The sequence below is a fragment of the Pseudomonas sp. COR18 genome (assembly GCF_048568395.1).
Classification (GTDB): domain Bacteria; phylum Pseudomonadota; class Gammaproteobacteria; order Pseudomonadales; family Pseudomonadaceae; genus Aquipseudomonas; species Aquipseudomonas fuscovaginae_B.
Map to the genome: position 1 here is coordinate 3,631,069 of NZ_CP183808.1, position 24,807 is coordinate 3,655,875.

The 24,807-nt window shown below is 64.0% G+C and carries 26 protein-coding genes and 1 tRNA gene; 9 read left to right on the plus strand and 18 right to left on the minus strand.

Translation table 11 applies throughout. From position 1 onward, the window contains the following. Positions 1-74 precede the first annotated feature (74 nt). Complete coding sequence (locus ACM62G_RS16730) at positions 75-845, plus strand: SDR family NAD(P)-dependent oxidoreductase (RefSeq protein WP_273823985.1); 771 nt, start codon at positions 75-77, stop codon at positions 843-845. A 123-nt stretch (positions 846-968) separates the two neighbouring features. Here the strand turns inward: ACM62G_RS16730 and ychF are convergent, their stop codons facing one another. The 8 genes from ychF to ACM62G_RS16770 all read right to left on the minus strand — a co-directional run bounded on the left by ychF (position 969) and on the right by ACM62G_RS16770 (position 7,873). After that, positions 969-2,069, minus strand: a complete 1,101-nt coding sequence (gene ychF / locus ACM62G_RS16735) for a redox-regulated ATPase YchF (protein ID WP_054060638.1) — start codon at positions 2,067-2,069, stop codon at positions 969-971. Positions 2,070-2,092: 23 nt separating this feature from the next. Continuing rightward, a complete protein-coding gene (gene pth, locus ACM62G_RS16740) occupies positions 2,093-2,677 on the minus strand; it encodes an aminoacyl-tRNA hydrolase (protein WP_054060639.1) in 585 nt (194 codons plus the stop codon). Between the two features lie 165 nt (positions 2,678-2,842). Continuing rightward, positions 2,843-3,439 (minus strand): 50S ribosomal protein L25/general stress protein Ctc, encoded by a 597-nt coding sequence (locus ACM62G_RS16745; protein WP_054060640.1) that lies wholly within the window; start codon positions 3,437-3,439, stop codon positions 2,843-2,845. Between the two features lie 136 nt (positions 3,440-3,575). Then, positions 3,576-4,517, minus strand: coding sequence for a ribose-phosphate pyrophosphokinase (locus ACM62G_RS16750; RefSeq protein ID WP_003171603.1), 942 nt, complete (start codon positions 4,515-4,517; stop codon positions 3,576-3,578). Between the two features lie 46 nt (positions 4,518-4,563). Beyond that, positions 4,564-4,638, minus strand: a tRNA-Gln gene (locus ACM62G_RS16755). Positions 4,639-4,661: 23 nt separating this feature from the next. Continuing rightward, the gene (ispE, locus tag ACM62G_RS16760) at positions 4,662-5,525 is read right to left on the minus strand and encodes a 4-(cytidine 5'-diphospho)-2-C-methyl-D-erythritol kinase (RefSeq protein WP_273823983.1); all 864 of its coding nucleotides are present in this window, start codon (positions 5,523-5,525) and stop codon (positions 4,662-4,664) included. Position 5,526: 1 nt separating this feature from the next. Next, complete coding sequence (gene lolB, locus ACM62G_RS16765) at positions 5,527-6,144, minus strand: lipoprotein insertase outer membrane protein LolB (protein ID WP_054060642.1); 618 nt, start codon at positions 6,142-6,144, stop codon at positions 5,527-5,529. Between the two features lie 4 nt (positions 6,145-6,148). Continuing rightward, entirely contained in the window at positions 6,149-7,873 is a 1,725-nt protein-coding gene (locus tag ACM62G_RS16770) for a tetratricopeptide repeat protein (RefSeq protein WP_054060643.1), read from the minus strand. A 186-nt stretch (positions 7,874-8,059) separates the two neighbouring features. Between ACM62G_RS16770 and hemA the strand changes: the two genes are divergently transcribed. The 6 genes from hemA (at position 8,060) to ACM62G_RS16800 (ending at position 13,419) form a co-directional block, all read left to right on the plus strand. Next, complete coding sequence (gene hemA, locus ACM62G_RS16775; protein ID WP_054060644.1) at positions 8,060-9,349, plus strand: glutamyl-tRNA reductase; 1,290 nt, start codon at positions 8,060-8,062, stop codon at positions 9,347-9,349. Next, entirely contained in the window at positions 9,346-10,428 is a 1,083-nt protein-coding gene (gene prfA, locus ACM62G_RS16780) for a peptide chain release factor 1 (protein WP_054060645.1), read from the plus strand. The genes hemA and prfA overlap by 4 nt, the downstream gene beginning before the upstream one ends. After that, positions 10,429-11,259 (plus strand): peptide chain release factor N(5)-glutamine methyltransferase, encoded by an 831-nt coding sequence (gene prmC / locus ACM62G_RS16785; protein ID WP_419735195.1) that lies wholly within the window; start codon positions 10,429-10,431, stop codon positions 11,257-11,259. Then, entirely contained in the window at positions 11,253-12,008 is a 756-nt protein-coding gene (locus tag ACM62G_RS16790) for a molybdopterin-synthase adenylyltransferase MoeB (RefSeq protein WP_419735196.1), read from the plus strand. Before prmC ends, ACM62G_RS16790 begins: the two co-directional genes overlap by 7 nt. Continuing rightward, complete coding sequence (gene murI / locus ACM62G_RS16795) at positions 12,001-12,792, plus strand: glutamate racemase (protein WP_419735197.1); 792 nt, start codon at positions 12,001-12,003, stop codon at positions 12,790-12,792. Before ACM62G_RS16790 ends, murI begins: the two co-directional genes overlap by 8 nt. A 108-nt stretch (positions 12,793-12,900) precedes the next feature. Next, on the plus strand, positions 12,901-13,419 hold the full coding sequence (locus ACM62G_RS16800) for an acyloxyacyl hydrolase (RefSeq protein WP_054060979.1): 519 nt from the start codon (positions 12,901-12,903) through the stop codon (positions 13,417-13,419). A gap of 11 nt (positions 13,420-13,430) precedes the next feature. On the opposite strand, the gene ACM62G_RS16805 is transcribed toward ACM62G_RS16800, so the two are convergent. The 10 genes from ACM62G_RS16805 to ACM62G_RS16850 form a co-directional block, all read right to left on the minus strand. Beyond that, entirely contained in the window at positions 13,431-14,702 is a 1,272-nt protein-coding gene (locus tag ACM62G_RS16805; protein WP_419735198.1) for a class I SAM-dependent methyltransferase, read from the minus strand. Further along, positions 14,689-15,489 carry a DUF1365 domain-containing protein gene (locus ACM62G_RS16810; protein WP_419735199.1) on the minus strand — a complete coding sequence of 267 codons (801 nt, stop codon included), beginning with the start codon at positions 15,487-15,489 and terminating at the stop codon, positions 14,689-14,691. The genes ACM62G_RS16805 and ACM62G_RS16810 overlap by 14 nt, the downstream gene beginning before the upstream one ends. After that, positions 15,486-16,727 carry an NAD(P)/FAD-dependent oxidoreductase gene (locus ACM62G_RS16815; RefSeq protein WP_054060982.1) on the minus strand — a complete coding sequence of 414 codons (1,242 nt, stop codon included), beginning with the start codon at positions 16,725-16,727 and terminating at the stop codon, positions 15,486-15,488. Before ACM62G_RS16815 ends, ACM62G_RS16810 begins: the two co-directional genes overlap by 4 nt. Beyond that, positions 16,724-17,506 (minus strand): SDR family NAD(P)-dependent oxidoreductase, encoded by a 783-nt coding sequence (locus ACM62G_RS16820; RefSeq protein WP_273823971.1) that lies wholly within the window; start codon positions 17,504-17,506, stop codon positions 16,724-16,726. Before ACM62G_RS16820 ends, ACM62G_RS16815 begins: the two co-directional genes overlap by 4 nt. Continuing rightward, the gene (locus ACM62G_RS16825) at positions 17,503-17,925 is read right to left on the minus strand and encodes a nuclear transport factor 2 family protein (protein WP_054060984.1); all 423 of its coding nucleotides are present in this window, start codon (positions 17,923-17,925) and stop codon (positions 17,503-17,505) included. Before ACM62G_RS16825 ends, ACM62G_RS16820 begins: the two co-directional genes overlap by 4 nt. Continuing rightward, positions 17,918-19,363, minus strand: coding sequence for a deoxyribodipyrimidine photo-lyase (gene phrB / locus ACM62G_RS16830; protein WP_419735200.1), 1,446 nt, complete (start codon positions 19,361-19,363; stop codon positions 17,918-17,920). The genes ACM62G_RS16825 and phrB overlap by 8 nt, the downstream gene beginning before the upstream one ends. Before the next feature lie 25 nt (positions 19,364-19,388). After that, complete coding sequence (locus tag ACM62G_RS16835) at positions 19,389-20,324, minus strand: MerR family transcriptional regulator (protein WP_419735201.1); 936 nt, start codon at positions 20,322-20,324, stop codon at positions 19,389-19,391. A 2-nt stretch (positions 20,325-20,326) separates the two neighbouring features. Further along, positions 20,327-21,295, minus strand: a complete 969-nt coding sequence (locus tag ACM62G_RS16840; protein WP_419735202.1) for a YbgA family protein — start codon at positions 21,293-21,295, stop codon at positions 20,327-20,329. A gap of 113 nt (positions 21,296-21,408) precedes the next feature. Continuing rightward, positions 21,409-21,627, minus strand: a complete 219-nt coding sequence (locus tag ACM62G_RS16845) for a TIGR02450 family Trp-rich protein (protein WP_054060988.1) — start codon at positions 21,625-21,627, stop codon at positions 21,409-21,411. Next, complete coding sequence (locus ACM62G_RS16850) at positions 21,624-22,610, minus strand: NAD(P)/FAD-dependent oxidoreductase (protein WP_273823964.1); 987 nt, start codon at positions 22,608-22,610, stop codon at positions 21,624-21,626. The genes ACM62G_RS16845 and ACM62G_RS16850 overlap by 4 nt, the downstream gene beginning before the upstream one ends. A gap of 188 nt (positions 22,611-22,798) precedes the next feature. Between ACM62G_RS16850 and ACM62G_RS16855 the strand changes: the two genes are divergently transcribed. After that, on the plus strand, positions 22,799-23,701 hold the full coding sequence (locus ACM62G_RS16855) for a TIGR01777 family oxidoreductase (protein WP_419735203.1): 903 nt from the start codon (positions 22,799-22,801) through the stop codon (positions 23,699-23,701). Positions 23,702-23,714: 13 nt separating this feature from the next. Beyond that, the gene (hemH, locus tag ACM62G_RS16860) at positions 23,715-24,740 is read left to right on the plus strand and encodes a ferrochelatase (RefSeq protein WP_273823962.1); all 1,026 of its coding nucleotides are present in this window, start codon (positions 23,715-23,717) and stop codon (positions 24,738-24,740) included. The last annotated feature ends 67 nt before the right edge of the window (positions 24,741-24,807 follow it).

Consider the following 24,807-nt stretch of genomic DNA (forward strand, 5'->3'; position numbering starts at 1 on the left):
GTGAAAGTGGGGACTCCAGCACGCCCGGGGTCCAGCGGCCTGCATTCAAGTGCCTACCGTGGAGTAACCGTCATATGAGTCATGAAGCAGGCGCCGTGTACACGGATCTGAAAGGCAAGACCGTGCTGATTTCCGGGGGGGCTTCCGGGATCGGCGAGGCCATGGTCTGCGCTTTTGCGCGGCAGGGGGCCAAGGTCGCCTTCGTGGATATGGCCAAGACCCAGGGTGAGCGGCTGGTGGCCCGACTGTCGGCCGAAGGTCACAGGGTCGAGTTCGCTCACTGCGATATCACCGACGAGATCGCCTATAAGGTGGCGATCGAAGGCTTTGCGCAAACCCTGGGGCCAGTGACTGTCCTGGTGAACAATGCCGCCAACGATGTCCGTCACACCCTGGATGAAGTGGACTCGGAGACTTTCGAGAAGCTGATCTCGGTCAACTTGAAGCATGCCTTTTTCGCCAGCCGGGCGGTGGTGCCGATGATGAAGGCCGCCGGGGAGGGCGCGATCATCAATCTGGGCTCCATCGGCTGGATGATGGCCTCCAGCGGGTACCCGGTTTACGCCGCCAGCAAGGCGGCGACCCATGGCATGACCCGGGCCCTGGCACGGGAGCTGGGGCCATGGCGTATCAGGGTCAACACCCTGGTGCCAGGTTGGGTGATGACTGAAAAGCAGCTGGCGCTGTGGGTGGACGATGCCGCCAGGGAACTGATCAGCCGCAGCCAGTGCCTGCCGGGGAGCGTCGAGCCTGTCCATATCGCGAACATGGCGCTGTTCCTCGCTTCCGAGGTGTCGTCCATGTGCTCGGCGCAGAACTTTATTGTCGATGGTGGTTGGGTGTAGGGCTGGTCCCGTTGAAGGCAACGATTGTGGCCTGTGTCACCCTGGAATAAAAAATCCCCGTGTCAGCGAGTGAACACGGGGATTTTTTTGACTATCGAGGTCCGTGTAGACCCACGGTCACACTTACACGTTGAAGCGGAAGTGCATCACGTCACCGTCCTTGACGATGTAGTCCTTGCCTTCCAGGCGCCATTTGCCGGCTTCCTTGGTGCCCGCTTCGCCCTTGTACTGGATGAAGTCGTTGTAGGCGATCACTTCGGCGCGGATGAAGCCTTTTTCGAAGTCGGTGTGGATCACGCCGGCAGCCTGGGGGGCGGTGGCGCCGACACGCACGGTCCAGGCGCGGACTTCCTCGACACCGGCGGTGAAGTAGGTCTGCAGGTTGAGCATTTCGTAACCGGCGCGGATCACGCGGTTCAGGCCAGGCTCTTCGAGGCCCAGGGCTTCGAGGAACATGTCCTTCTCTTCACCGTCTTCCAGTTCGGCGATTTCCGCCTCGATCTTGTTGCACACCGGCACCACCACTGCGCCTTCCTCGTCGGCGATGGCCTTGACCACGTCCAGCAGCGGGTTGTTCTCGAAGCCGTCTTCGGCGACGTTGGCGATGTACATCACCGGCTTGGTGGTCAGCAGGTGGAAGCCGCGGATCACCGCCTTTTCTTCCGCGCTCATGTTCTTCATCAGGCTGCGTGCCGGCTTGCCTTCGGTGAAGTGGGCGATCAGTTGTTCCAGCAGGCCTTTCTGGACCACGGCATCCTTGTCACCGCCCTTGGCGTTGCGCGCGACCTTCTGCAGTTGCTTCTCGCAGCTTTCGAGGTCGGCGAAGATCAGTTCCAGGTCGATGATTTCGATATCGCGTTTCGGGTCGACGCTGTTGGCGACGTGAATCACGTTGTCGTCTTCGAAGCAGCGGACCACGTGGGCGATGGCGTCGGTTTCACGGATGTTGGCCAGGAACTTGTTGCCCAGGCCTTCGCCTTTCGACGCACCGGCCACCAGGCCTGCGATGTCGACGAATTCCATGGTGGTCGGCAGGATACGCTTGGGATTGACGATCTCGGCCAGGGCCGCCAGGCGCGAATCGGGCATCGGTACGATGCCGCTGTTCGGCTCGATGGTGCAGAAGGGGAAGTTCTCTGCCGCGATACCGGATTTGGTCAGGGCGTTGAACAGGGTGGATTTGCCGACGTTGGGCAAGCCGACGATGCCGCAGTTGAATCCCATGGTGTTTCCCCTCGGGTAAAGAGTCAGGCCTTCTGGGTGTGCAGGTTTTTCATCGCACGGTTCCATTCACCGGCGAGAATATCCGGCAGCACGCCGAGGGCAAAATCGATGCTGGCATCGAGTTTTTCCTGTTCGGCGCGTGGCGCACGACCCAGGACAAAGTTTGAAACCATGCTTGCAACGCCGGGGTGGCCAATGCCGAGCCGCAGGCGATGAAAGGTGTTCTGGTTGCCGAGCTGCGCGATGATGTCGCGCAGGCCGTTGTGACCGCCATGCCCGCCGCCCTGCTTGAGCTTGGCAACGCCGGGTGGCAGGTCGAGTTCGTCATGCGCCACGAGGATTTCTTCGGGCTTGATGCGGAAGAATCCAGCCAATGCCGAAACGGCCTGGCCGCTACGGTTCATGTAGGTGGTGGGAATCAGCAGACGAACATCCTGACCTTGGTGACTGAAGCGCCCGGTCAGGCCGAAATACTTGCGATCGGCCACGAGGCTGATGCCTTGTGCCGAGGCGATGCGCTCAACAAAAAGGGCCCCCGCGTTATGCCGGGTCTGTTCGTATTCGGTGCCTGGATTACCCAGGCCAACGATCAGTTTGATGGCAGTCACGACAGGGGCCCTTCTATGGAGTGGTGGATAACAACGCCGTTGGAGACGGCGGCGAAAGTGGACGAAAAGTGCTCATTTACCATGATGTAAACTCCGCATTCTCGCCCGCTTTCTCGCTACGTTCCAGTCCGCGATGTTTCCAATCACTCCGGCGTCAGAGTGAGATTACTCTGCAGCGCCTTCTGCTTCTGGAGCAACACGTGGAGCGTGAACGTTGGCTACTGCCTTGTCGTCGCCGTGTGCCAGAGCTACGAACTCAACGCCTTTTGGCGCCTTCAGGTCGGACAGGTGAATGATCGAACCGACTTCGGCGTTGGCCAGGTCGACTTCGATGAATTCAGGCAGGTCCTTGGCTTCGCAGGAAACTTCGATCTCGTTCACGACGTGGGAGATCTCGCCGCCTTTCTTCACTGGAGCAGCTTCGTTGATGAAGTGCACAGGAACGGTAGCGGTCAGTTTCTTGCCAGCGACAACGCGAACGAAGTCGGCGTGCAGGATGAACTGCTTGGCTGGGTGACGCTGCAGGGCCTTAACGATCACGTTCTGCTTGGTGCCACCCACGTTCAGCTCGATCACGTGGCTGAAGGCAGCCTCGTCTTCGAACAGCTTGGCAATTTCTTTTGCCAGGATGGTGATGGACTCAGGAGCCTTGTCGCCACCGTAGACAACGGCAGGAACCTGGCTGGCGAGACGACGCAGGCGGCGGCTCGCACCTTTCCCCAGGTCGTTACGCGCTTCGGCGTTCAGGATGAAATCAGTCATTTTGTATCTCCAAAATAGCCATCTTCCGAGCACGTCTGCGACCGACGTGAGCGGTATGGGCAAAAAAGCCCCGCCCCAACAGGGGTGTTGGGGCGGGGCGCTTTACGTCAACGGGTGGTCTGCCAGGGCCGGGCCCTTAGCGGAACATCGCGCTGATCGATTCTTCGTTGCTGATGCGGCGAACCGCTTCGGCGACTACCGGTGCGATATCCAGTTGACGGATACGTGCACAGGCTTGTGCTGCGGCGGACAGCGGGATGGTGTTGGTCACCACCAGCTCGTCCAGCACGGAATTTTCAATGTTCTCGATCGCCCGGCCCGACAGCACAGGGTGTGTGCAGTAGGCAAAGACCTTGGCAGCGCCATGTTCCTTGAGGGCTTTCGCCGCGTGGCACAGGGTGCCGGCGGTGTCGACCATGTCGTCGACGAGAATGCAGGTGCGGCCTTCGACGTCACCGATGATGTGCATCACTTCGGAGTGGTTGGCCTTCTCACGACGTTTGTCGATGATGCCCAGATCCACGCCCAGCGACTTGGCAACGGCACGTGCACGCACGACGCCGCCAATGTCCGGAGACACGATCATCAGGTTTTCGAAACGCTGGTCTTCGATGTCGTCCACCAGAACGGGGGAGCCGTAGATGTTATCTACCGGGATATCGAAGAAGCCCTGGATCTGGTCAGCGTGCAGGTCAACCGTGAGGACACGGTCGATGCCTACCACGGTGAGCATGTCAGCCACGACTTTCGCGCTGATAGCCACACGTGCGGAGCGCGGACGGCGATCCTGACGGGCGTAACCAAAGTAGGGGATCACCGCAGTGATTCGGGTGGCTGAGGAACGGCGGAAGGCATCAGCCATCACGACGAGTTCCATCAGGTTATCGTTGGTCGGAGCGCAAGTCGGCTGAATGATGAAGACGTCTTTACCGCGGACGTTTTCATTGATCTCAGCGGTAATTTCGCCGTCGGAGAATTTTCCGACAGAGATGTCACCGAGAGGGATATGCAGCTGACGTACGACACGCCGAGCCAGATCGGGGTTGGCATTCCCCGTAAAGACCATCATCTTGGACACGCGCAGTACCTGAAGGCTGAGGGTAACCTGGATGAGTATTAGAAAATGGCAGGGGCGGCTGGATTCGAACCAACGCATGGCAGGATCAAAACCTGCTGCCTTACCGCTTGGCGACGCCCCTGTATCTGTTGCTACGAGTAGCTGCTACTCGCATTCCTGGAGCAGACTTTGCAACTTTCGGTGCAACATCGAGATGTTGCTGCCTTTGGCTACAAACCCTGTATGGGTCTCTGCAAGAAGGGCCGAGACTTTATCAGCTTCAGCTTTGTTTGGGAAGGCCCCAAACACACAACTTCCAGTTCCGGTCAGTTTCGCTTCGGTAAATTTACCCAGCGAACTCAAGGCATTACGTACTTCCGGATAACGCCTTGAAACAACCGGCAAGCAGTCATTTCGACTGTTTCCCTCGGGAACGGGGCGCACTTTAATGGGCGCGGAGTCACGTGTCAACAGCGGATCCGAAAAAATTTCTGCTGTACTTACAGAGACTTGCGGGACAAGCACGACATACCACGGTTCCTCGGGGTCCACCGGGGTGAGCTTTTCCCCGACACCTTCGGCGAAAGCCGCATGGCCGCGGACGAAAACCGGTACGTCGGCACCCAGGCTCAGGCCCAGGGCCGCCAGGCGGTCCTCGTCCCAGTTCAGTTGCCACAGATGGTTCAGGCCGAGCAGTGTGGTCGCGGCATTCGAGCTGCCGCCGCCGATGCCGCCACCCATGGGCAGGATCTTGTCGATCCAGATGTCCGCGCCGAGCGTCGATCCGGATTGTTCCTGGAGTCTTTTCGCTGCGCGCACGATCAGGTTGCTGTCGTGGGGTACGCCGTCGAACTCGGTGTGCAGGTGGATTACCCCGTCGTCACGCAGGGCAAAGCGCAGCTCGTCACCGTGGTCGAGGAACTGGAACAGCGTCTGCAGCTCGTGATAACCATCGGCCCGGCGGCCGATGATGTGCAGCATCAGGTTCAGCTTGGCCGGCGAGGGCAGGATCAGTTGGCGGGTGCTCATGTCATTGCCCCAGCCGGCGTGGCTGCCAGTCCTTTACGACGAGCGTGACGTCGAGATCCTGGCCGTGCAGCTTCAGGCGCTCGGGCAGCCAGTAGCCGTTCTGTTCGGCATAGCTCTGGTATTCGACCTGCCAGCCGTCCTGCTCCAGGGTGGCGAGCCGGCTGTCGTTGTCCAGGCTCAGGCGGCTCTTGCTGTCGGGTGCGGGCAGGCCGCGGACCCACCAGACCAGATGGGAAACCGGCAGTTTCCAGCCCAGTTGCTCCTCCAGCAGGGCTTCGGGGCTTTGCGCCTCGTAGCGGCCCTGGTTGGCCACTTCCAGCGACACCTGGCCGGGACGCCCGGTCAGGCGCGCGGCACCGCGGCCCAGCGGACCGGACAGGCGAATGTCGTAGTAGTCCTGGCGCTGCAGCCAAAACAGTGTGCCGCTGCCGGAGTCCTTCGGCGCGCGGATGCCGACCTTGCCGTTGATCTGCCAGCCATCGAGGCTGCTCAACTGCTGCTTGTGGCTGGCCCAGCGGGCCGGGTCGCCGTGGCCCTCGACGGACTCACGGGCGCCGAAGCCCGCACAACCGGCGAGCAGGGCGATCAGGCTGAAGACAACGAGGTGGCGCAGGAACATAAGCTTAAAGAGTCTCGGAACCGGTCAGGCGTTTGATGGTGCCACGCAGGATGGGGCTGTCGGGCTGGTCCTTGAGGAACCTGCCCCAGATTTTTCTGGCTTCGCCCTGCTTGCCATTGGCCCACAGGACTTCGCCCAGGTGCGCCGCGACCTCCTGGTCGGGGAAGCGCTCCAGAGCCTGACGCAGCAGGCGCTCGGCCTCGTCAAGGTTGCCCAGGCGGAAATTGACCCAGCCGAGGCTGTCGAGCACGGCGGGATCTTCCGGGTTCAACTGGTGCGCCTTTTCGATCAGTTCCTTGGCTTCGGCATAGCGGGTGGTGCGATCGGACAGGGTGTAGCCGAGGGCATTGAGGGCCATGGCGTTGTCCGGTTCGCGCTTGAGAATCGCCCGCAGGTCCTTTTCCATCTGGGCCAGATCGTTGCGTTTCTCCGCCTGCATGGCGCGGGTGTAGAGCAGGTTGAGGTCGTCCGGATACTGCAGCAGCGCCTGTTGCAGGACTTTCCAGGCCTGCTCGCCCTGATTGTTGGCGGAGAAGATCTCGGCTTCGATCAGGTACAGCTGGATCGCGTAGTCCGGCTGCTCGTCACGGGCCGCGGCGAGCCGCTTCGAGGCCTCGGCGCCACGGCCGCTGGTGACCAGGATGTCGGCCTGGCGCAGTTGGGCCGGCAGGTAGTCGTTGCCCGCACCGACCTGCTCGTATTCTTCCAGGGCGCCCTGCGGGTCGTTTTTCTCCTCGGCGATGCGGCCGAGGTTCAAATGGGCGGAGTCGACGTGGCTGTCACGGGCGATCAGTTCCTCGAGATAGCCCTTGGCCTCGTCCCAGGCCTTGGCTTCCAGGCAGACCAGTGCCAGGGAGAAGCGCAGTTCGTCGTCTTCCGGATACTGCTGGACCAGGTTGGAGAACTGCACCTTGGCGTCGGCCATGCGGTCCTGTTCGACCAGCATGCGCGCATAGGTCAGGCGCAGGCGCTTGTCTTCCGGGTACTTCCTGATGCTTTTTTCCAGCAGCGGAATCGCTTCCTTGCCGCGATTGAGGTTCTGCAGCAGGCGCGCGCGCAACAGCAGCGGCGCGATCTCGCCATCTTCCGGCGGGTTGTTCTCCAGCAGCGTCAGGGCGCCCTGGTTGTCGCCGTCCTGTTGCAGCAGCAGGGCCTTGCCGAAAATCAGCTGGCCGTTCTTCGGATGCCTGACCAGCAGGCGGTCGAAGCTCTTCATCAGGCCGTTGCGGGTGTCCTGGTCGGTGTCGGCGGCCGACAGGGCGAGGAAGTCGAAGTGGGTATCGCCCTTGCCCTGCAGGACCTTCTCCATATAGACCATGGAATCGTCATAACGCCCGCCGCGGGCCAGCTGGATGGCGGCCGCACGCTGTGCTTCGAGATCGTCCGGGGCGTTTTTCGCCCAGATCAGCGAGGTGTCGAGGGCGGCCTGGTCGGCACCCAGGTACTCGGCGATGCGGAAGGCGCGCTCGGAGATGCCCGGGTCCTGGGTGTTGATCGCCTGGGTGACGTAGTTGTCCAGGGCAATATCGAAACGATTTCGCTGTCCGGCCAGTTCCGCGCTCAGCAGGCTGAAGACCGTGTCTTCACTGAAGGAGCCGTAGACCTTGGGCTTTTCCGGGGCCGCCGTGGTTTCCTCGGCCGGCGGTGTATGGACCGGCGACACGGGTGCCAGGGCCTGACAGCCGCTGAGGAAGGCAAAAGCGAGAAGCAACGCGGACGATCTATTCATATAGGAGAAGGGCAACTAACCTGCGGTCGGGCCATCATGACACAAGCGGTGGGCAGAACCATACCCGAGACCGCTCACCGGGGGCATTAATAGCAACGTTCGATTATGACAATAGTCGGCGGTGGTTGTTCTGAACCGGGTGAAGTAGGACAATTGTCGGCTTCTCGACATCATCAGCGACCTTGAATGGCCTTCCTCGCACTCGGCATCAACCACAAGACGGCCTCCGTAGACGTGCGCGAGCGCGTGGCGTTCACTCCCGAGCAGTTGGTGGAGGCGCTGCAGCAGCTCTGCCGTCTGACCGACAGCCGGGAAGCCGCTATCCTCTCCACCTGCAATCGCAGCGAACTGTATGTGGAACAGGATCACCTGGCGGCGGAGACGGTACTGCGCTGGCTGGCCGATTATCACCACCTGAGCCTGGAAGAGCTGCGTGCCAGCGCCTATGTGCACGAGGACGATGCGGCCGTTCGTCACATGATGCGTGTCGCCTCCGGGCTGGATTCGCTGGTGCTCGGCGAGCCGCAGATTCTCGGCCAGATGAAGTCGGCCTATGCCGTGGCACGCGAAGCCGGAACCGTCGGCCCGCTGCTCGGGCGGCTGTTCCAGGCCACCTTCAGCGCCGCCAAGCAGGTGCGCACCGATACCGCCATCGGCGAGAACCCGGTGTCGGTGGCGTTTGCCGCCGTCAGCCTGGCGAAACAGATTTTCAGCGACCTGCAGCGCAGCACCGCGCTGCTGATCGGTGCCGGCGAGACCATCACCCTGGTCGCCCGCCACCTGCACGAGCAGGGCGTCAAGCGTATCGTGGTGGCCAACCGGACCCTGGAGCGGGCCAAGACCCTTGCCGAGGAGTTCGGTGCCCATGCGGTGCTGCTGGCCGACATTCCCCAGGAGCTGGTGCACAGCGACATCGTCATCAGTTCCACCGCCAGCCAGTTGCCGATTCTCGGCAAGGGCGCGGTGGAAAGCGCACTGAAGCTGCGCAAGCACAAGCCGATCTTCATGGTGGACATCGCCGTCCCCCGGGATATCGAGCCGGAAGTCGGCGAGTTGGACGACGTTTACCTCTATACCGTCGACGATCTCCACGAAGTGGTCGCCGAGAACCTCAAGAGCCGCCAGGGCGCCGCGCAGGCGGCCGAGGAACTGGTGAGCAACGGCGTCGACGACTTCATGGCGCGCCTGCGCGAGCTGGCCGCGGTGGATGTGCTGCGTGCCTACCGCCAGCAGAGCGAGCGCCTGCGTGACGAAGAATTGCAAAAGGCCCAGCGTCTGCTGGCCAATGGCAACAGCGCCGAGGACGTGCTGATGCAACTGGCCCGCGGCCTGACCAACAAGTTGATGCATGCGCCCAGTGTGCAACTGAAGAAGTTGTCCGCCGAAGGCCGTCTCGATGCGCTGGCCATGGCGCAGGAACTCTTTGCCCTCCGTGAGGGCTCATCGGATAGCTTTTCGGATAAGAAACCGCAATGAAAGCGTCACTGCTCAAAAAGTTGGACGTCCTCCAGGACCGTTTCGAGGAACTGACCGCCTTGCTTGGCGATGGCGAGGTCATTTCCGACCAGGCCAGGTTCCGCACCTACTCCAAGGAGTACGCCGAGGTCGAGCCGATCGTCGCCGCCTACCAGCAGGTGCTGAAGGTGCAGGCGGACCTCGAGGGCGCCCAGGCGCTGCTCAAGGACAGCGACCCGGACCTGCGCGAAATGGCGGTCGAGGAAGTCCGCGAGGCCAAGGAGCAACTGGTCGAGCTGGAATCCACCCTGCAACGCATGCTGCTGCCCAAGGACCCCAACGACGGTCGCAACGTGTTCCTCGAGATTCGTGCCGGTACCGGCGGTGACGAGGCGGCGATCTTCTCGGGCGATCTGTTCCGCATGTACTCGCGTTACGCCGAAAAACGCGGCTGGCGGGTGGAGATTCTCTCGGAAAGCGAGGGCGAGCATGGCGGCTATAAAGAGGTCATCGCCCGGGTCGAGGGCGAGAATGTCTATGGCAAGCTGAAATTCGAATCGGGTGCCCATCGTGTGCAGCGCGTACCGGCCACCGAGTCCCAGGGGCGTATCCATACCTCGGCCTGCACCGTGGCCGTGTTGCCCGAGCCGGACGAACAGGAAGCCATCGAGATCAATCCGGCCGACCTGCGCATCGACACCTACCGCTCCTCGGGGGCGGGCGGCCAGCACGTGAACAAGACCGATTCGGCGATCCGCATCACCCACATTCCGTCCGGGATCGTGGTCGAGTGCCAGGAAGAGCGTTCCCAGCACAAGAACCGGGCACGGGCCATGGCCTGGCTGTCGGCCAAGCTCAATGACCAGCAGGCCAGCGCCGCCGCCAACGCGATTGCCAGCGAGCGCAAGTTGCTGGTGGGCTCCGGCGACCGCTCCGAGCGTATCCGTACCTACAACTTCCCCCAGGGCCGGGTCACCGATCACCGTGTCAACCTGACCCTGTACTCCCTGGACGAGATCATGGCCGGTGGGGTCGAGGCGGTGATCGAACCGCTGCTGGCCGAATACCAGGCCGACCAACTGGCGGCGCTGGGTGACTGAATGACTATTATTGCCAGCCTGCTGCGCGCCGCTGAACTGCCCGACTCGCCAACCGCGCGCCTGGACGCCGAGTTGCTGCTGGCGGCGGCCCTGGGCAAATCCCGCAGTTACCTGCACACCTGGCCGGAAAAGATCGTCAGCAGCGAGGACGCGCAGACCTTCGGCGATTTCCTCCAGCGCCGCCGCGAAGGTGAGCCGGTGGCCTACATCCTGGGCCAGCAGGGCTTCTGGAAGCTCGACCTGGAGGTCGCGCCGCACACCCTGATTCCGCGCCCGGATACCGAGTTGCTGGTGGAAGCCGCCCTGGAACTGCTGCCGGCCACCCCGGCCAGGGTGCTCGACCTCGGCACCGGCACCGGCGCGATTGCCCTGGCCCTGGCCAGCGAGCGCCCGGCCTGGCAGGTCACGGCGGTGGACCGCGTGCCGGAAGCGGTGGCCCTGGCCGAGCGCAATCGCCAGCGTCTGGGCCTGGATAACGCCACGGTGCTGCACAGTCACTGGTTCAGTGCCCTGCAAGGCCCGCGTTTTCAACTGATCATCAGCAACCCCCCCTACATCGCCGCGGCCGATCCGCACCTGGCCGAGGGTGACGTGCGCTTCGAGCCTGCCAGTGCCCTGGTGGCCGGTGCCGATGGCCTGGATGACCTGCGCACGATCATCGCCCAGGCACCCGCGTACCTGGAGGCCGGTGGCTGGTTGCTGCTCGAGCACGGTTACGACCAGGCCGACGCTGTGCGCGGGCTGCTGGCGGCGCAAGGTTTCAGCGAGGTGCACAGCCGCACCGACCTGGGCGGTCATCAGCGCATCAGCCTGGGACGGCTGCCGTGCTGAACGATCAGGAGCTGTTGCGCTATAGCCGGCAGATCCTGTTGCGACAGGTCGATATCGACGGCCAGTTGCGTCTGAAACACAGCCGGGTGCTGATCGTCGGTCTCGGTGGCCTCGGTGCGCCGGTGGCCCTGTACCTGGCTGCCGCCGGCGTGGGCGAGTTGCACCTGGCGGATTTCGACAGCGTCGACCTGACCAACTTGCAACGCCAGATCATCCACGACACCGACAGCGTCGGTTCGAGCAAGGTCGACTCGGCCGTGCGCCGGCTGACCGCGCTCAACCCCGAGGTGCGCCTGGTCGCCCATCGCCAGGCCCTGGGTGAAGACAGTCTGGGCGTGGCCATCGCCGCTGTCGACCTGGTGCTCGACTGCTGCGACAACTTTGCCACCCGCGAGGCGGTCAACGCCGCGTGCGTGGCGGCAGGCAAGCCGCTGGTCAGCGGGGCGGCTATCCGTCTCGAAGGCCAGTTGTCGGTGTTCGACCCGCGTCGCGCCGACAGCCCGTGCTACCACTGCCTGTACGGCCACGGCAGCGAGGCCGAGTTGACCTGCAGCGAGGCCGGAGTGGTTGGCCCGCTGGTGGGATTGATCGGCAGCCTGCAAGCCCTGGAGGCGCTGAAGCTGCTCGCCGACTTTGGCGACCCGCTGGTTGGCCGGTTGTTGCTGGTCGATGCCTTGAGTACGAAGTTCCGTGAGCTACGGGTCAAGCGCGACCCGCAGTGCAGCGTCTGCGGTAGCCGCCATGCGTGAGGCGCCGATCGGGGTGTTCGACTCGGGTGTCGGCGGCCTGTCGGTACTCAATGAAATCCACCGCCTGCTGCCCAACGAATCGCTGCTGTATATCGCCGACTGTGGGCACATTCCCTACGGTGAAAAAAGTCCGGAGTACATTCGCCAGCGTTGCGAGGTGATTGCCGGCTTCCTGCGCGAGCAGGGGGCCAAGGCACTGGTGATCGCCTGCAATACCGCCACTGTCGCCGGGGTCGCCGACCTGCGCCAGCGTTACTCGGACTGGCCGCTGGTGGGCATGGAGCCGGCGGTCAAGCCGGCCGCTGCTGCCACCCGCAGTGGCGTGGTTGGGGTGCTGGCGACCACCGGTACCTTGCAGAGCGCCAAGTTCGCCGCCTTGCTCGACCGCTTCGCCAACGATGTGCGGGTGGTCACCCAGCCCTGTCCCGGGCTGGTCGAGATGATCGAGGGCGGCGACCTGCACAGCCAGGCCCTGCGCCAGCTGTTGTCCAGCTATGTCGAGCCATTGCTGGCGGCCGGTTGCGACACCATCATTCTCGGCTGCACCCACTATCCGTTCCTCAAGCCGCTGCTGCTGGAGATGGTTCCCGCCTCCATCAGCCTGATCGACACCGGCGCCGCAGTGGCCCGGCAGCTCCAGCGCCTGTTGCAGGCCCGCGACCTGTTGTCCACGGGGCCAGCCCGCGAGGCGCGGTTCTGGACCAGTGCTGATCCGCATCACCTCGGAAAGATCCTGCCCATGCTATGGAATAAGCCAGGCAGCGTGGAAAGCTTCGAACGTTAGGAAAATTCTTGAAAAAGCCCTGGAATTTGCTGAACTTCTGCCTCGCGCCACGCTTCTATTGAAGGTCTTCCTCGCTGTAAAACATCCCTTTGAAATAGGATATTTCTGATGAAGAGATTGTTCTGTCTGGCTGCGTTGACGGCCGCAACCCTGATGTATGGCGTGACGGCACAAGCGGCCGGTGTCGAGTTTTCCCTTGGCCAGACCAGCGATTCGACCCAGACCTACCGCTTGGGCCTGCAATGGGATTGGGATAAAAGCTGGTTGCAAAGCGATGTCGGTCGCCTGACCGGCTACTGGAACGGCGCCTACACCTACTGGGACGGCGATAAGGTCTCCAGCAACCACAGCCTGTCGTTCTCGCCGGTGTTCGTGTACGAGTTTTCCGGGGCTTCGGTCAAACCCTATATCGAGGCGGGGATCGGCGTGGCGCTTTTCGCCCACACGGAAATCGAGGACAACAAGCTCGGCTCGGCCTTCCAGTTCGAGGACCGTCTCGGTTTCGGCCTGCGCTTTGCCGGTGGGCATGAAGTGGGGATTCGCGCCACCCACTATTCCAATGCCGGTATCCGCACGCCGAACGACGGTATCGAAAGCTACGCCCTGCACTACACGATGCCGCTGTAGCGTCCCGTCGTTCAGTCCTCGAAGCGCCCGAGCAACGGCTGCGGCCGTGCCGCCGGTTTGGCCAGCAGCAGTTGCGCGGTGCCCAGGGCGCGTTCGAGGAAACCGCCTTCGCAGTAACACAGGTAGAACTCCCACAGGCGCAGGAAATACACGTCGTAGCCCAGCTCGGCCAGGCGCGGATGGGCCTGCTGGAAATTCTCGTGCCACAGGCGCAGGGTGCGCGCGTAGTGCAGGCCGAAGTCCTCCATGTGCAGCAGGTTCATGTCGGTGTGTTGACCGGCCACCTCAAGCAGCTTCTGCACACTGGGCAGCGCCCCGCCAGGGAAGATGTAGCGCTGGATGAAGTCGACGCTGTTCTTCGCCTGTTCATAACGTTGCTCGCGGATGGTGATGCTCTGCAGCAGCATCAGGCCGTCGCTCTTGAGCAGGCGGGCGCACTGGCGGAAGTAGTCGGGCAGGAAACGATGGCCGACGGCTTCGATCATTTCGATGGAGACCAGCTTGTCGTATTGGCCGGTGAGGTCCCGGTAGTCTTCCAGCAGCAGGGTGATCCGGTCCTGCAGGCCCAGGGCCTCGACGCGTTGGCGGGCATAGGCCAGCTGTTCGCGGGACAGCGTGGTGGTGGTGACCTTGCAGCCGTAGTGCTGGGCGGCGTGGATCGCCATGCTGCCCCAGCCGGTACCGATTTCCAGCAGGTGATCGCCCGGCTTCAGTTCCAGCTTCTGGCAGATGCGTTCCAGCTTGTTCAACTGGGCCTGCTCCAGGCTGTCTTCGGGGCTGAGGAACTGCGCCGCCGAGTACATCATGGTCGGGTCGAGGAACTGCTCGAACAGGTCGTTGCCCAGGTCGTAGTGAGCCGCGATGTTCTTGCGCGAGCCCTGGCGGGTGTTGCGATTGAGCCAGTGCAATCCCTGGATGAAGGGCCTTCCCAGTCGGGCCAGGCCGCCTTCCATGGCATCGAGCACGTCGAGGTTGCTGACGAACACGCGGATCACCGCGGTCAGGTCCGGGCTGGTCCAGTAGCCATGGATGAAGGCCTCGCCGGCGCCGATCGAGCCGTTGCCGGCGACCAGGCCCCAGGCCGCCGGGTCCTGGACATGGATCTCGCCCAGCAGGCCGCTGCCGGGCTGGCCGAACACCTGGCGCTCGCCGTCCTCGACCACCAGCAACTGGCCGTGACGCAGCGCTCTCAACTGGCGCAGCACGCCACGGCGCAGCAGACCGGTGCTGAAGCGGTTGGCGCTCCACAGGTTGTTCCTGGTCACCAGGCTAGGACTTTTCATGACGTTGTTCCTCGGGGTGCGCGGTTGCAATGCTGAAGGCGCCATCGGCGGCCTGGTGGGAGAAGAGGGGTGTCCGTTTGAGCAGCAGGCGCAATGCCTGCCAGTAGATCGACAGGCAGGTCTTGGCGCTCATCCAGGGAAAGCGCCACAGGTGGCGATGCAGGCTGGCCCGGTCCAGGTCCTGGCGTTGCAGGTCGAGGGTGGCATCGAACAGCTTCAGTTCACCCTGCCAGTCGGCCATGTGCACGCCGAGGCGTTCATCGGGCTGGCTGAAACTCATGCGGTATTGCAGGTCGCGGGGCAGGAACGGCGAGACATGGAACGACTTCGCCGCTGTGACATGCTGATGGCCCTCGCCGTTGGCGGCGAGCACGTAGTGGTAGCGCTCGCCCCAGGGCGTGTTGGTCACCTCGCAGAGAATCGCCGCCAGGCGCTCGTCGCTATCGAAGCAGTAGAAGAAACTCACCGGGTTGAACGACAATCCCCAACTGCGTGGTTGCGTCAGCAGGCGCACCGCGCCTTGCGGCGCCTGGCCGAGGGCCATGGCAACCTGCTGGCGTACCGCGTCGATCAACGGCATGCCCTGGCGGGTGAAGGCGCACAGGTGGTCGGTCTCGCGCCAGGCAAAGGGCGCGAAGCGGTGGCGGCCGGCCAGGGGGGAGAGGCCGAGGACGTTGTCCTGCTCGGCGAGGTCCAGGTACAGCAGGCCGATCCGGTAGCGGAAGGCGTGGCGCCGGGGCGCAAAGCGTCGGTGGCTGATCCAGCCGCTGTACAGGGCGCTGTTCACAGCTGCTCCCCGAAGGCACCGGCCACCCGCAGGGCGCTGGTCACGCCGTCTTCGTGGAAACCGTTGGCCCAGTAGGCGCCACAGTAGTAGGTATGGCGATCACCATACAATTCCTCCCAGCGCTGCTGAGCGGCGATGGCGGCCAGGTTGTATTGCGGGTGGGCGTAGGTGTAGCGGGCCAGAACCTTGCGCGGGTCTATGTCGGCTGTCTGGTTGAGGCTGACGCAGAAGGTGGTGTCGCTGACGAGGCCCTGCAGGATGTTCATGTTGTAGGTCACAGCCGCCTGGCGCTGGCCGCCGAGGCGATAGTTCCAGCTGGCCCAGGCCAGTGGACGCTGCGGCAGTAGTCGGGTGTCGGTGTGCAGCACCACCTCGTTGTCGGCGTAGGGCAGGGCGCCGAGGATCTGCCGCTCGGCCTCGCTCGGTTCGGCCAGCAACCGGAGGGCCTGGTCGCTATGACAGGCGAACACCACCTTGTCGAAGCGTTCGCTGCCGGCGGCGCTGTGGATAACCACGCCCTGTTCGTCGCGTTCGACCCGGGTCACCGGGCAGTTGAGGCGGATGTTCTGGCGAAAACCGGCGGTCAAGGGTGCCACGTAGCTGCTTGAACCGCCCTCGATGACCCGCCACTGCGGACGGTCGTTGACCGACAGCAGGCCATGGTTGCTGAAGAAGCGGACGAAGAACTGCAAGGGGAAACCGAGCATGTCCGCCAGTGACATCGACCAGATCGCCGCACCCATCGGCACGATGTAGTGCTGGATGAAGCGTTCGCCGTAGCGGCCATCGCGCAGATAGGCGCCGAGGGTGGTGTCGGCGGCGATGCGCTGCTGTTCGAGGTCGGCGAGGGCCTGGCGGTTGAAGCGCAGGATGTCGCGCAACATGCCCCAGAAGCCGGGCGACAACAGGTTGCTGCGCTGGGCGAACAGGCTGTTGAGGTTGTTGCCGTTGTACTCCAGGCCGCTGGCCGGGTCATGCACCGAAAAACTCATTTCGGTAGGCTTGTGGCCGACCCCGAGCTGGCCGAGCAGGCGGATGAAGTTCGGGTAGGTCCAGTCGTTGAAGACAATGAAGCCGGTGTCGATGGCATGGCGTTGGCCGTTGACCGTGACCTCGACCGTATGGGTGTGGCCGCCGATCCATTCGGCGGCTTCGAACAGCGTGATCGAGTGCTGCCGGTTGAGCAGGTAGGCGCAGGTCAGGCCGGAGATACCGCTGCCGATCAGGGCGATCTTCATGAGCGGTCCTCGGTCTGTTGGCCGTTGCGCGCCATGCGCTTGCCGATCGCCAGTTGCAGGCGCCTGGGCAGGCGTGACAGCGGCCAGAGCCCGGCCATGAACAGGGCCGGAAAGGCGATTTCCAGCGGCCGTCGGGGCAACCTCTCGCAGATGTGCTCGGCGGCCTTGTCGGCAGGCCAGCTCAGCGGCATCGGGAAGTCGTTCTTGCGGGTCAGCGGCGTGTCGACGAAGCCGGGGCTGACGATGGTGACGTCGATTCCCTCGTAGGCCAGGTCGATGCGCAGCGATTCGAACAGGTAGCGCATGCCGGCTTTCGAAGCGCCATAGGCCTCGGCGCGCGGCAGCGGCAGGAAGGTCACGGCGCTGGCGATGCCGACCAGGTGCGGTGTGGTTCCGGCCCGCAGCAGCGGCAGGGCGGTCTCGATGCAATAGCTGCTGGCGAGCAGGTTGGTGCGTACCACCCGTTCGATGACCGAGGCATCGAACTCCCGGGCATCCACATATTCACAGGTGCCGGCATTGAGAATCACCGTGTCGAGGGCGCCCCAGGCCTGGCTGATGCGTTCACCGATCTCGCGCACCTGCTGGCTGTCGGTCAGGTCGCCGGGAACCACCAGCACCTGGCCCGGATAACGCTCGCCGAGCTCCTCCAGGGCCTGTTCATTGCGTGCGCTGACCGCCAGTCGGGCGCCACTCTTGAGCAGCACTTCGGCCACGGCGGCACCGATGCCACTGCTGGCGCCGGTCAGCCAGATGCGGCGTGGGGGTTTGGGACTCATGCCATTCTCCTTTTCAGCCATGCGGTGGCCCAGCCGAGCAACGGCAGATGGTCGTAGAGCAGGGCGCCGGCATCGAAGTAATCGCGATGGCGATAGACCTTTTCGTGCCAGAGCAGATGGGAACAGCCCTCGACATGGATCGGCTTGCCCCCGGCCAGCCTGGGGTGGCGGTAGCTCATGTGCCAGCGCAGGTAGCCTTCGCCGTCGCGAACCGGGTCGAAGCCGTGGAAGTCGAACGCCAGTTCGCTGACGTTGCTGTACAGGTCGGCGAAATAACGGCGCACCGCCGGCAGGCCGTGAACCTCGTGCAGCGGGTCGGTGAAGTGCACGTCCTCGCTGTACAGTTCGTCGAGCAACCCCAGGTTGTGCCTGTCCACGGCGCAAAAGCGCCGGGCGAAGTCGCGCAGGAACTCACTCATGCAGGCCCCCGCCATCCTGGCGCGGCGCCAGGCTCTTGAACGCGGCAAGGGCCCGGTCGCGACTGCTGGCCAGGTCGACGATCGGCTGGGGATAACCGGGCACGCCGAACAGCCCGCCGAGGGCGGCCGGGTTGTGCACGTCCTTTTTGTTCAGCGCCGCCAGTTCCGGCAGCCAGTGCTTGATGAACAGGCCTTCGCTGTCGAATTTCTGCGACTGGCTGATCGGGTTGAAGATGCGGAAGTACGGCGCCGCATCGGTGCCGGTGGAGGAACTCCACTGCCAGCCGCCGTTGTTGGCCGCCAGGTCGCCGTCGATCAGGTGGCGCATGAAGAAGCGCTCGCCCTCGCGCCAGTCGATCAGCAGGTTCTTGGTCAGGAACATCGCCACCACCATGCGCAGGCGGTTGTGCATCCAGCCGGTGTCGAGCAACTGGCGCATGGCGGCGTCGATGATCGGCAGGCCGGTGCGGCCCTGCTGCCAGGCCTCCAGGTCCCGGGGCGCATGGCGCCAGGCCACGGCTTCGGTCTCCGGGCGGAACGCGCGATGCCGCGAGACCCGCGGATAACCGACCAGGATATGTTTGTAGAACTCGCGCCAGAGCAGTTCGTTGATCCAGGTGATGGCGCCGGCGTTGCCGCTGTCGAACTCGCCTTGGTTGCTTTGCAGGGCTGCGTGCAGGCATTGGCGCGGGGACACCACCCCAGCGGCCAGGTAGGCGGAGAGTTGGCTGGTGCCGGGCTTGGCCGGGAAGTCGCGTTCGCTCCGGTAGGCGTCGATCTGCTGGTCGGCGAAGTGCTCCAGACGTCGCCGGGCTTCGCTTTCACCGGCGGGCCAGAGGTCGCGCAAGGCCTGGGAGGGGCTGTCGAAACCGTCGATCGCGGCTGGAACCGGGTCGCTCCCGATCGGCAGGGGCGCCTGGGTCGCAGGGGCCGGGACCAACGCCGGTAAGGCGCCATGCAGGCGGCTGTAGCAGACCTTGCGGAACTGGCTGAAGACCTGGAAGTAGCCGCCGGTACGGGTCAGGACACTGCCCGGGCGGAAGAACAGTTGGTCGAGATGGCTGTGGAAGGCGATGCCGTGGGCCTCGACGGTCTTGCTCACGGCGCGGTCGCGGCGGGTTTCGTGTACGCCATATTCCTCGTTGACGTGCACGGCATCGATGCCCAGCGACTGGCACAGTTCGAGCAGGACGGCGGAGGCCTGGTCCCAGGTATCCGCGTGGCGGATCAGCAGCGGGATGTTCAGCCCGGCCAGCGCCTGGCCCAGTTCGCGCAGGTTACGCAGCCAGAAGTCGACCTTGCACGGTGCATCGTCATGGGCCCGCCATTGCCCGGGAGTGAGCAGGTACACCGCCACCGTTGGGCCGCTGCGGGCCGCGGCGCTGAGTGCGGTGTTGTCATGCAGGCGCAGGTCGGTGCGCAGCCAGAACAATTGCATAGTCATTCCTTGGGGCCGGGGAGCATCAGAGCAGGCCGAGCCGGGTGAGGCTCTGGCAGGCCGCCAACGGATCCTGGGCGAGGCTCAGTCCGGGGTGGTCGTCGGTACAGACGGACAGTTCGGTGGCGTGGATGCACACCGAGGCGCCAGCGATCAGTACGGGTTGTTCGATCCCGCCGATCAGCCTGGGCAGCGCCGCCAGATTCAGGGTCTTGCTGGAATACAGCAGCAACGCGCGGGCCTTGAGCTGTTCGACGGCCAGCGCCAGTTCGCCGGGGGGCACCGGCCAGTCGAAGACTTCCACCGGGCAGTCGGCGCTGCTCGCCAGCCAGGCGGTCAGCCACAGGTGGGGTTCGAGCGGCAGGTCCGACTGGTTGACCAGCAGCAGCGGCTGGCCCCTGAGCTGGCGGTTGTTGTGGTAGATCCGTGCGCCCAGCTTGCTGCGCAGCCAGGAATGGAAGAACACCCGCTCCATCTGTCCGCCGAACTGGCCCTGCCAGCGCTGTTCGAGTTCGGCCAGCAGCGGGATCAGCAACTGTTCGCAGACGGTGCGCGGCGGGTACAGCGACATCGCCTGGTTGAAGCGGTCGTCGACCTGGCGTTCGTCCAGGCGGCCGATGGCCTGGACCAGGTCCTGGTGCAACCGGTGCCAGTCGTTTTCCGGCGCCTCGGCGGGCGGTTGCGGGGCGTCGAGCAGCTGCTTGACCTGGCGCACCGCCACGCCGCGATTCAGCCAGGTCAGGATCGCCTGGATGCGTTGCACGTGGTCGGCGGAGAACAACCGATGACCCTTGGCCGTGCGATGGGGCACGATCAGGCCATAGCGACGTTCCCAGGCACGCAGGGTGACGGCATTGACCCCGGTCTGCCGGGCGACTTCGCGAATCGGCAGCCAGCCGGCGGCCAGGGCGCTGACATAGTCGGGATGGGACTCATCGTCTTCGGGGAGAGGCTTGGACATGATCAGATCGAGTTTCGCAGGCTGAGGTTTTCCGGGTGGGGTTGCAGATAGACCTGCAGGCCCACGTAGGGATCGGGGTATTGGCGGAAGTGGTGCTTGAGCAGGGTCAGCGGCACCACCAGCGGGACGATGCCGAGGCGGTACTGGCCGATGACCTGCTGCATTTCCTGCTTGTCCTCGGCGCTGATGGAATGCTTCAGGTAGCCGCTCAGGTGCTGCAGGACGTTGGTGTGGGTGCGGCGGGTGGCGCATTTCTTCAGGGCGCTCATCAACTGGCTGAAGTAGTGCGGGCCGATCTCGTTCGGGTCGGCCCTGCCCATGCTGCCCAGCAGGTTGCCCAGTACCTTGTACTGCTCCGGGTTGTGGGCCATCAGCAGGTATTTGTGGCGCGAGTGAAATTCGGTCAGGGCGCGTCGGCTCAGGCCAGCGGCGAGCAGTTGCTGCCAGTCGGCGTAGGCGAACACCCGGGTCAGGAAGTTCTCGCGCAGCACCGGGTCGTTCAGGCGGCCCTCTTCCTCCACTGGCAGGTCGGGATGCAGGGCGCAGAAGGCGGCGGCGAACAGGCCACGACCGGCGTGCTCGGCGGGCCGTCCGCGATCCTGGTAGACCTTGACCCGCGCCAGTCCGCAGGACGGGGATTTCTGCATGAAGATGTAGCCGCAGATATCCGTCAGTTCATTCGCCATGCGCGTGCCGTAGTCGGTCAGCGCCCGGCTGACGTCCCGCTCCTCATGGACCGTGCCCACGGCCCTGGGCTGCTGCGGGTCACCGACCAGACGGATCGGCTCGCGCGGAGTGCCCAGGCCGATCGCCACTTCCGGGCAGACCGGGAGGAAATCGAAATGCTCACTGAGGCTCTGGCTGCACAGCCGCGATTCCTTGTGCCCGCCGTTGTAGCGCACTTCGGCGCCCATCAGGCAGGCGCTGATGGCGATCTTCGGTTTGGTGCGGGAGACGCTGGGCGTGAGCATTGCAGAACCTCGACGATTTACTTGTACAAGCGTTAATTCTTGTACAACTAAGTTTCATCATAGGTTCTATCTTGTACAAGTCAAATTCTTTGTACAGGATTGCCCTGGTCCGCTTATCGCCAGCCCATGCGCCAGCGTTCGGCGTTCTGCAACTGTTGCCAGGGGATGCGCTGGTTGCGGCGGGTCAGTACCGCCTGCAGTTCCAGCTCCAGCAATAGCGTGCCGGTTTCATCGTGGAACAGCTCGGTGACCAGGAAATGTCTTTCCCGGTTCTCCGGCCGGGCTGCTGTCCACTTCGACAGCAGCAGTTTGCGTGGGTTGATGCGATTCATGCCTGGTGTTCCAGCAGCCGGCGGGCGGCTTCCTGGCCGCTGAGCCAGGCGCCTTCGACCCGGCCGGACATGCACCAGTCGCCGCACACGTACAGGCCCAGGTCGGCGTCGGCCAGCGCCCCCCATTCGCGGGCACCGGCCGGCCGTGCATAGAGCCAGCGGTGGGCAAGGGTGAAGGCCGGGGCGGGCATGGTGATGTGCAGCAGTTCGGCGAAAGCGCCGTGCAGGTGCTCGATCACCGCTTCCCTGGACAGGTCCAGGTGCTGCTTGCTCCAACTGCTGGTGGCATGCAGGACCCAGGTGTCGAGACGGTTGTCGCGCCCCGGCTTGCTGCGGTTGCGGGCCAGCCAGTCGAGCGGGCTGTCCTGCACGAAGCAGCCTTCCATGGGCGTCTCCAGCGCGCTCTCGAAGGCCAGGGCGACCGCCCAGGTCGGCTCCATCTGGACCCCCGCGGCGGCACCGGCAAGCTTCGGCGCGGCAGCGAGCAGCGCGGTGGCCTGGGGCGCCGGTGTGGCGATGACGACGTGACTGAACGGGCCGTGGGTGACCCCTTCGGCATCCTGCAGGTGCCAGTGCTGTTCACCCCGGAAGACTTCGGTGATCCGACAGCTGAAGTGGCTGTGCAGATCGCCGAGCAGGCCGCGGGTGATGGCGCTCATGCGCGGGGTGCCGACCCAGCGGGTCTGTTCGTCCGGCGATAGATTGAGCTGGCCGTTCTGCCAGGTGTAGAGCTTGGGCGCCCATTCGGCGACCCAGCCCTGGCCTTGCCAGCGCTGCACTTCGTTGACGAAGCGGCGGTCGCGGGCCGTGAAATATTGGGCGCCCATGTCCAGCGACCCGGCGTCGCTGCGTTTGCTCGACATGCGCCCGCCGCTGCCGCGGCTTTTGTCGAACAGCTCGATGGCGTGCCCGGCATCGTGTAACGCGCGAGCGGCTGACAGTCCGGCGATACCGGCACCGATTATTGCGATAGGTACAGTCATAGGGACCTCGTTACCTGTTTGCACAGACTACGCCGTCGGTAAAACCTGTACAATCTTATTTTTAGGTATAAGTCGCGACCATCCTGTCGTCTGAAGCTGTCCTATTGTTAAAACAGTCGAAAAGAAAAGAGCCTTGCCTATAAAAGTAGACTAACGCTCTTGGCAAAACGTTACGCGAGGACGCTCTCATGCACATATTGCTGACAGGCGGTACTGGTTTGATCGGGCGTCGGTTGTGCGAGCACTGGTTGGCGCAAGGTCATCACCTGACGGTGTGGAGTCGCCGGCCCGAGGAGGTTGCCCGCCTGTGCGGAGCGCAGGTGCGTGGCGTGCGGCATCTGGAGGAGTTGGCCGGCGAGCCGCTGGATGCGGTGGTCAATCTGGCCGGAGCGCCGATCGCCGAGCGTCCCTGGACCCATCGGCGCAAGGCGCTGCTGTGGAGCAGTCGGATCCAGCTGACCGAAACCCTGCTGACCTGGCTCGAAGGCCTGGAGCAACGCCCGGCGGTGTTGCTTTCCGGCTCGGCGGTCGGTTGGTATGGCGATGGTGGCGAGCGTGAGCTGAGCGAGGATTCACCACCGGTCAGCGAGGATTTCGCCAGCCAGTTGTGCATTGCCTGGGAGGAGACCGCGCAACGTGCGCAGGTCCTCGGCATGCGCGTGGTGCTGGTGCGAACCGGCCTGGTGCTGGCGGCCGAGGGCGGCTTTTTGTCGCGCCTGCTGTCGCCGTTCAAATGGTGCCTGGGCGGCCCGATCGGCAATGGCCGGCAGTGGATGCCGTGGATTCACCTGCGGGATCAAATCGCCCTGATTGATTTTCTTCTGCACCGCAGCGATGCCAGCGGTCCTTATAATGCCTGCGCGCCCAGGCCGGTGCGCAATCGCGACTTCGCCAGGGCGCTGGGGCGGGTGTTGCACCGTCCGGCGCTGATCCCGCTGCCGGCTCCGCTGCTGCGGGTCGGCCTCGGCGAGTTGTCGCAGTTGTTGCTGGGCGGCCAGCGTGCCGTGCCCAAGCGCCTGCTGGCGGCAGGGTTCGAGTTTCAGTTCACCGATCTGCCCGCGGCCCTCGACGATCTGTCGGGTCGCCTCTGATATAGGACATTGCATGACCGATCACGCGTTGCTACTGGTCAACCTGGGCTCGCCGGCCTCTACTTCGGTGGCGGACGTGCGCAGCTACCTCAATCAGTTTCTGATGGATCCGTACGTGATCGATCTGCCCTGGCCGATCCGGCGCCTGCTGGTGTCGCTGATCCTGATCAAGCGGCCCGAGCAGTCGGCCCATGCCTATGCCTCGATCTGGTGGGAGGAAGGGTCGCCGCTGGTGGTGCTGAGCCGACGTCTGCAGCAGCGCATGACCGAGCAATGGCAGCATGGGCCGGTGGAACTGGCGATGCGTTATGGCGAACCGTCGATCGAGTCGACGCTGACCCGGTTGGCGGCACAGGGCATCCGCCAGGTGACGCTGGCGCCGTTGTATCCGCAGTTTGCCGACAGCACGGTGACCACGGTGATCGAAGAGGCGCGGCGGGTGGTCAGGGAGCGGAGGCTGGATGTGCAGTTTTCCATCCTGCAGCCGTTCTACGACCAGCCGGAATACATCGAGGCGCTGGTCGCCAGCACCCGGCCGCACCTGGAACAGGGCTTCGATCATTTGCTGCTCAGCTTCCACGGTTTGCCGGAGCGCCACCTGACCAAGCTCGATCCCACCGGCAGCCATTGCCTCAAGGATGCGGACTGCTGCCGGAATGCCTCGCCAGCGGTGCTTGCCACCTGTTACCGCGCCCAATGCCTGCGCACGGCGGCGGCGTTTGCCGAGCGCATGGGCTTGGCGGACGGGCAGTGGTCGGTCTCGTTCCAGTCCCGGCTGGGGCGGGCGAAGTGGATCGAGCCCTACACCGAGGCACGCCTGGATGAACTGGCCAAGGCCGGAGTGAAGAAGCTTCTGGTGATGTGCCCGGCGTTCGTCGCCGACTGCATCGAGACCCTGGAGGAGATCGGGGACCGTGGGCGCGAGCAGTTCATCGAGGCGGGTGGCGAGGAGTTGGTGCTGGTACCGTGCCTGAACGATGACCCGCAGTGGGCGATGGCGCTGAACACGCTCTGTGAGCGGGCTCCGCGTTCCCTGTAGGAGCCGGGCTTGCCCTTCCGCCAAGCGCTTCGCGGGCAAGCCCGGCTCCTACAGGGGGCGTGGTGAG

Coding starts and splice junctions, on each gene's coding strand:
- ACM62G_RS16730 (WP_273823985.1), top strand. CDS start 75: ATGAGTCATGAAGCAGGCGCCGTGTACACGGATCTGAAAGGCAAGACC.
- ychF (WP_054060638.1), bottom strand. CDS start 2,069: ATGGGATTCAACTGCGGCATCGTCGGCTTGCCCAACGTCGGCAAATCC.
- ACM62G_RS16745 (WP_054060640.1), bottom strand. CDS start 3,439: ATGACTGATTTCATCCTGAACGCCGAAGCGCGTAACGACCTGGGGAAA.
- ispE (WP_273823983.1), bottom strand. CDS start 5,525: ATGAGCACCCGCCAACTGATCCTGCCCTCGCCGGCCAAGCTGAACCTG.
- lolB (WP_054060642.1), bottom strand. CDS start 6,144: ATGTTCCTGCGCCACCTCGTTGTCTTCAGCCTGATCGCCCTGCTCGCC.
- ACM62G_RS16770 (WP_054060643.1), bottom strand. CDS start 7,873: ATGAATAGATCGTCCGCGTTGCTTCTCGCTTTTGCCTTCCTCAGCGGC.
- hemA (WP_054060644.1), top strand. CDS start 8,060: ATGGCCTTCCTCGCACTCGGCATCAACCACAAGACGGCCTCCGTAGAC.
- prfA (WP_054060645.1), top strand. CDS start 9,346: ATGAAAGCGTCACTGCTCAAAAAGTTGGACGTCCTCCAGGACCGTTTC.
- prmC (WP_419735195.1), top strand. CDS start 10,429: ATGACTATTATTGCCAGCCTGCTGCGCGCCGCTGAACTGCCCGACTCG.
- murI (WP_419735197.1), top strand. CDS start 12,001: ATGCGTGAGGCGCCGATCGGGGTGTTCGACTCGGGTGTCGGCGGCCTG.
- ACM62G_RS16800 (WP_054060979.1), top strand. CDS start 12,901: ATGAAGAGATTGTTCTGTCTGGCTGCGTTGACGGCCGCAACCCTGATG.
- ACM62G_RS16805 (WP_419735198.1), bottom strand. CDS start 14,702: ATGAAAAGTCCTAGCCTGGTGACCAGGAACAACCTGTGGAGCGCCAAC.
- ACM62G_RS16815 (WP_054060982.1), bottom strand. CDS start 16,727: ATGAAGATCGCCCTGATCGGCAGCGGTATCTCCGGCCTGACCTGCGCC.
- ACM62G_RS16820 (WP_273823971.1), bottom strand. CDS start 17,506: ATGAGTCCCAAACCCCCACGCCGCATCTGGCTGACCGGCGCCAGCAGT.
- ACM62G_RS16825 (WP_054060984.1), bottom strand. CDS start 17,925: ATGAGTGAGTTCCTGCGCGACTTCGCCCGGCGCTTTTGCGCCGTGGAC.
- phrB (WP_419735200.1), bottom strand. CDS start 19,363: ATGCAATTGTTCTGGCTGCGCACCGACCTGCGCCTGCATGACAACACC.
- ACM62G_RS16835 (WP_419735201.1), bottom strand. CDS start 20,324: ATGTCCAAGCCTCTCCCCGAAGACGATGAGTCCCATCCCGACTATGTC.
- ACM62G_RS16840 (WP_419735202.1), bottom strand. CDS start 21,295: ATGCTCACGCCCAGCGTCTCCCGCACCAAACCGAAGATCGCCATCAGC.
- ACM62G_RS16845 (WP_054060988.1), bottom strand. CDS start 21,627: ATGAATCGCATCAACCCACGCAAACTGCTGCTGTCGAAGTGGACAGCA.
- ACM62G_RS16850 (WP_273823964.1), bottom strand. CDS start 22,610: ATGACTGTACCTATCGCAATAATCGGTGCCGGTATCGCCGGACTGTCA.
- ACM62G_RS16855 (WP_419735203.1), top strand. CDS start 22,799: ATGCACATATTGCTGACAGGCGGTACTGGTTTGATCGGGCGTCGGTTG.
- hemH (WP_273823962.1), top strand. CDS start 23,715: ATGACCGATCACGCGTTGCTACTGGTCAACCTGGGCTCGCCGGCCTCT.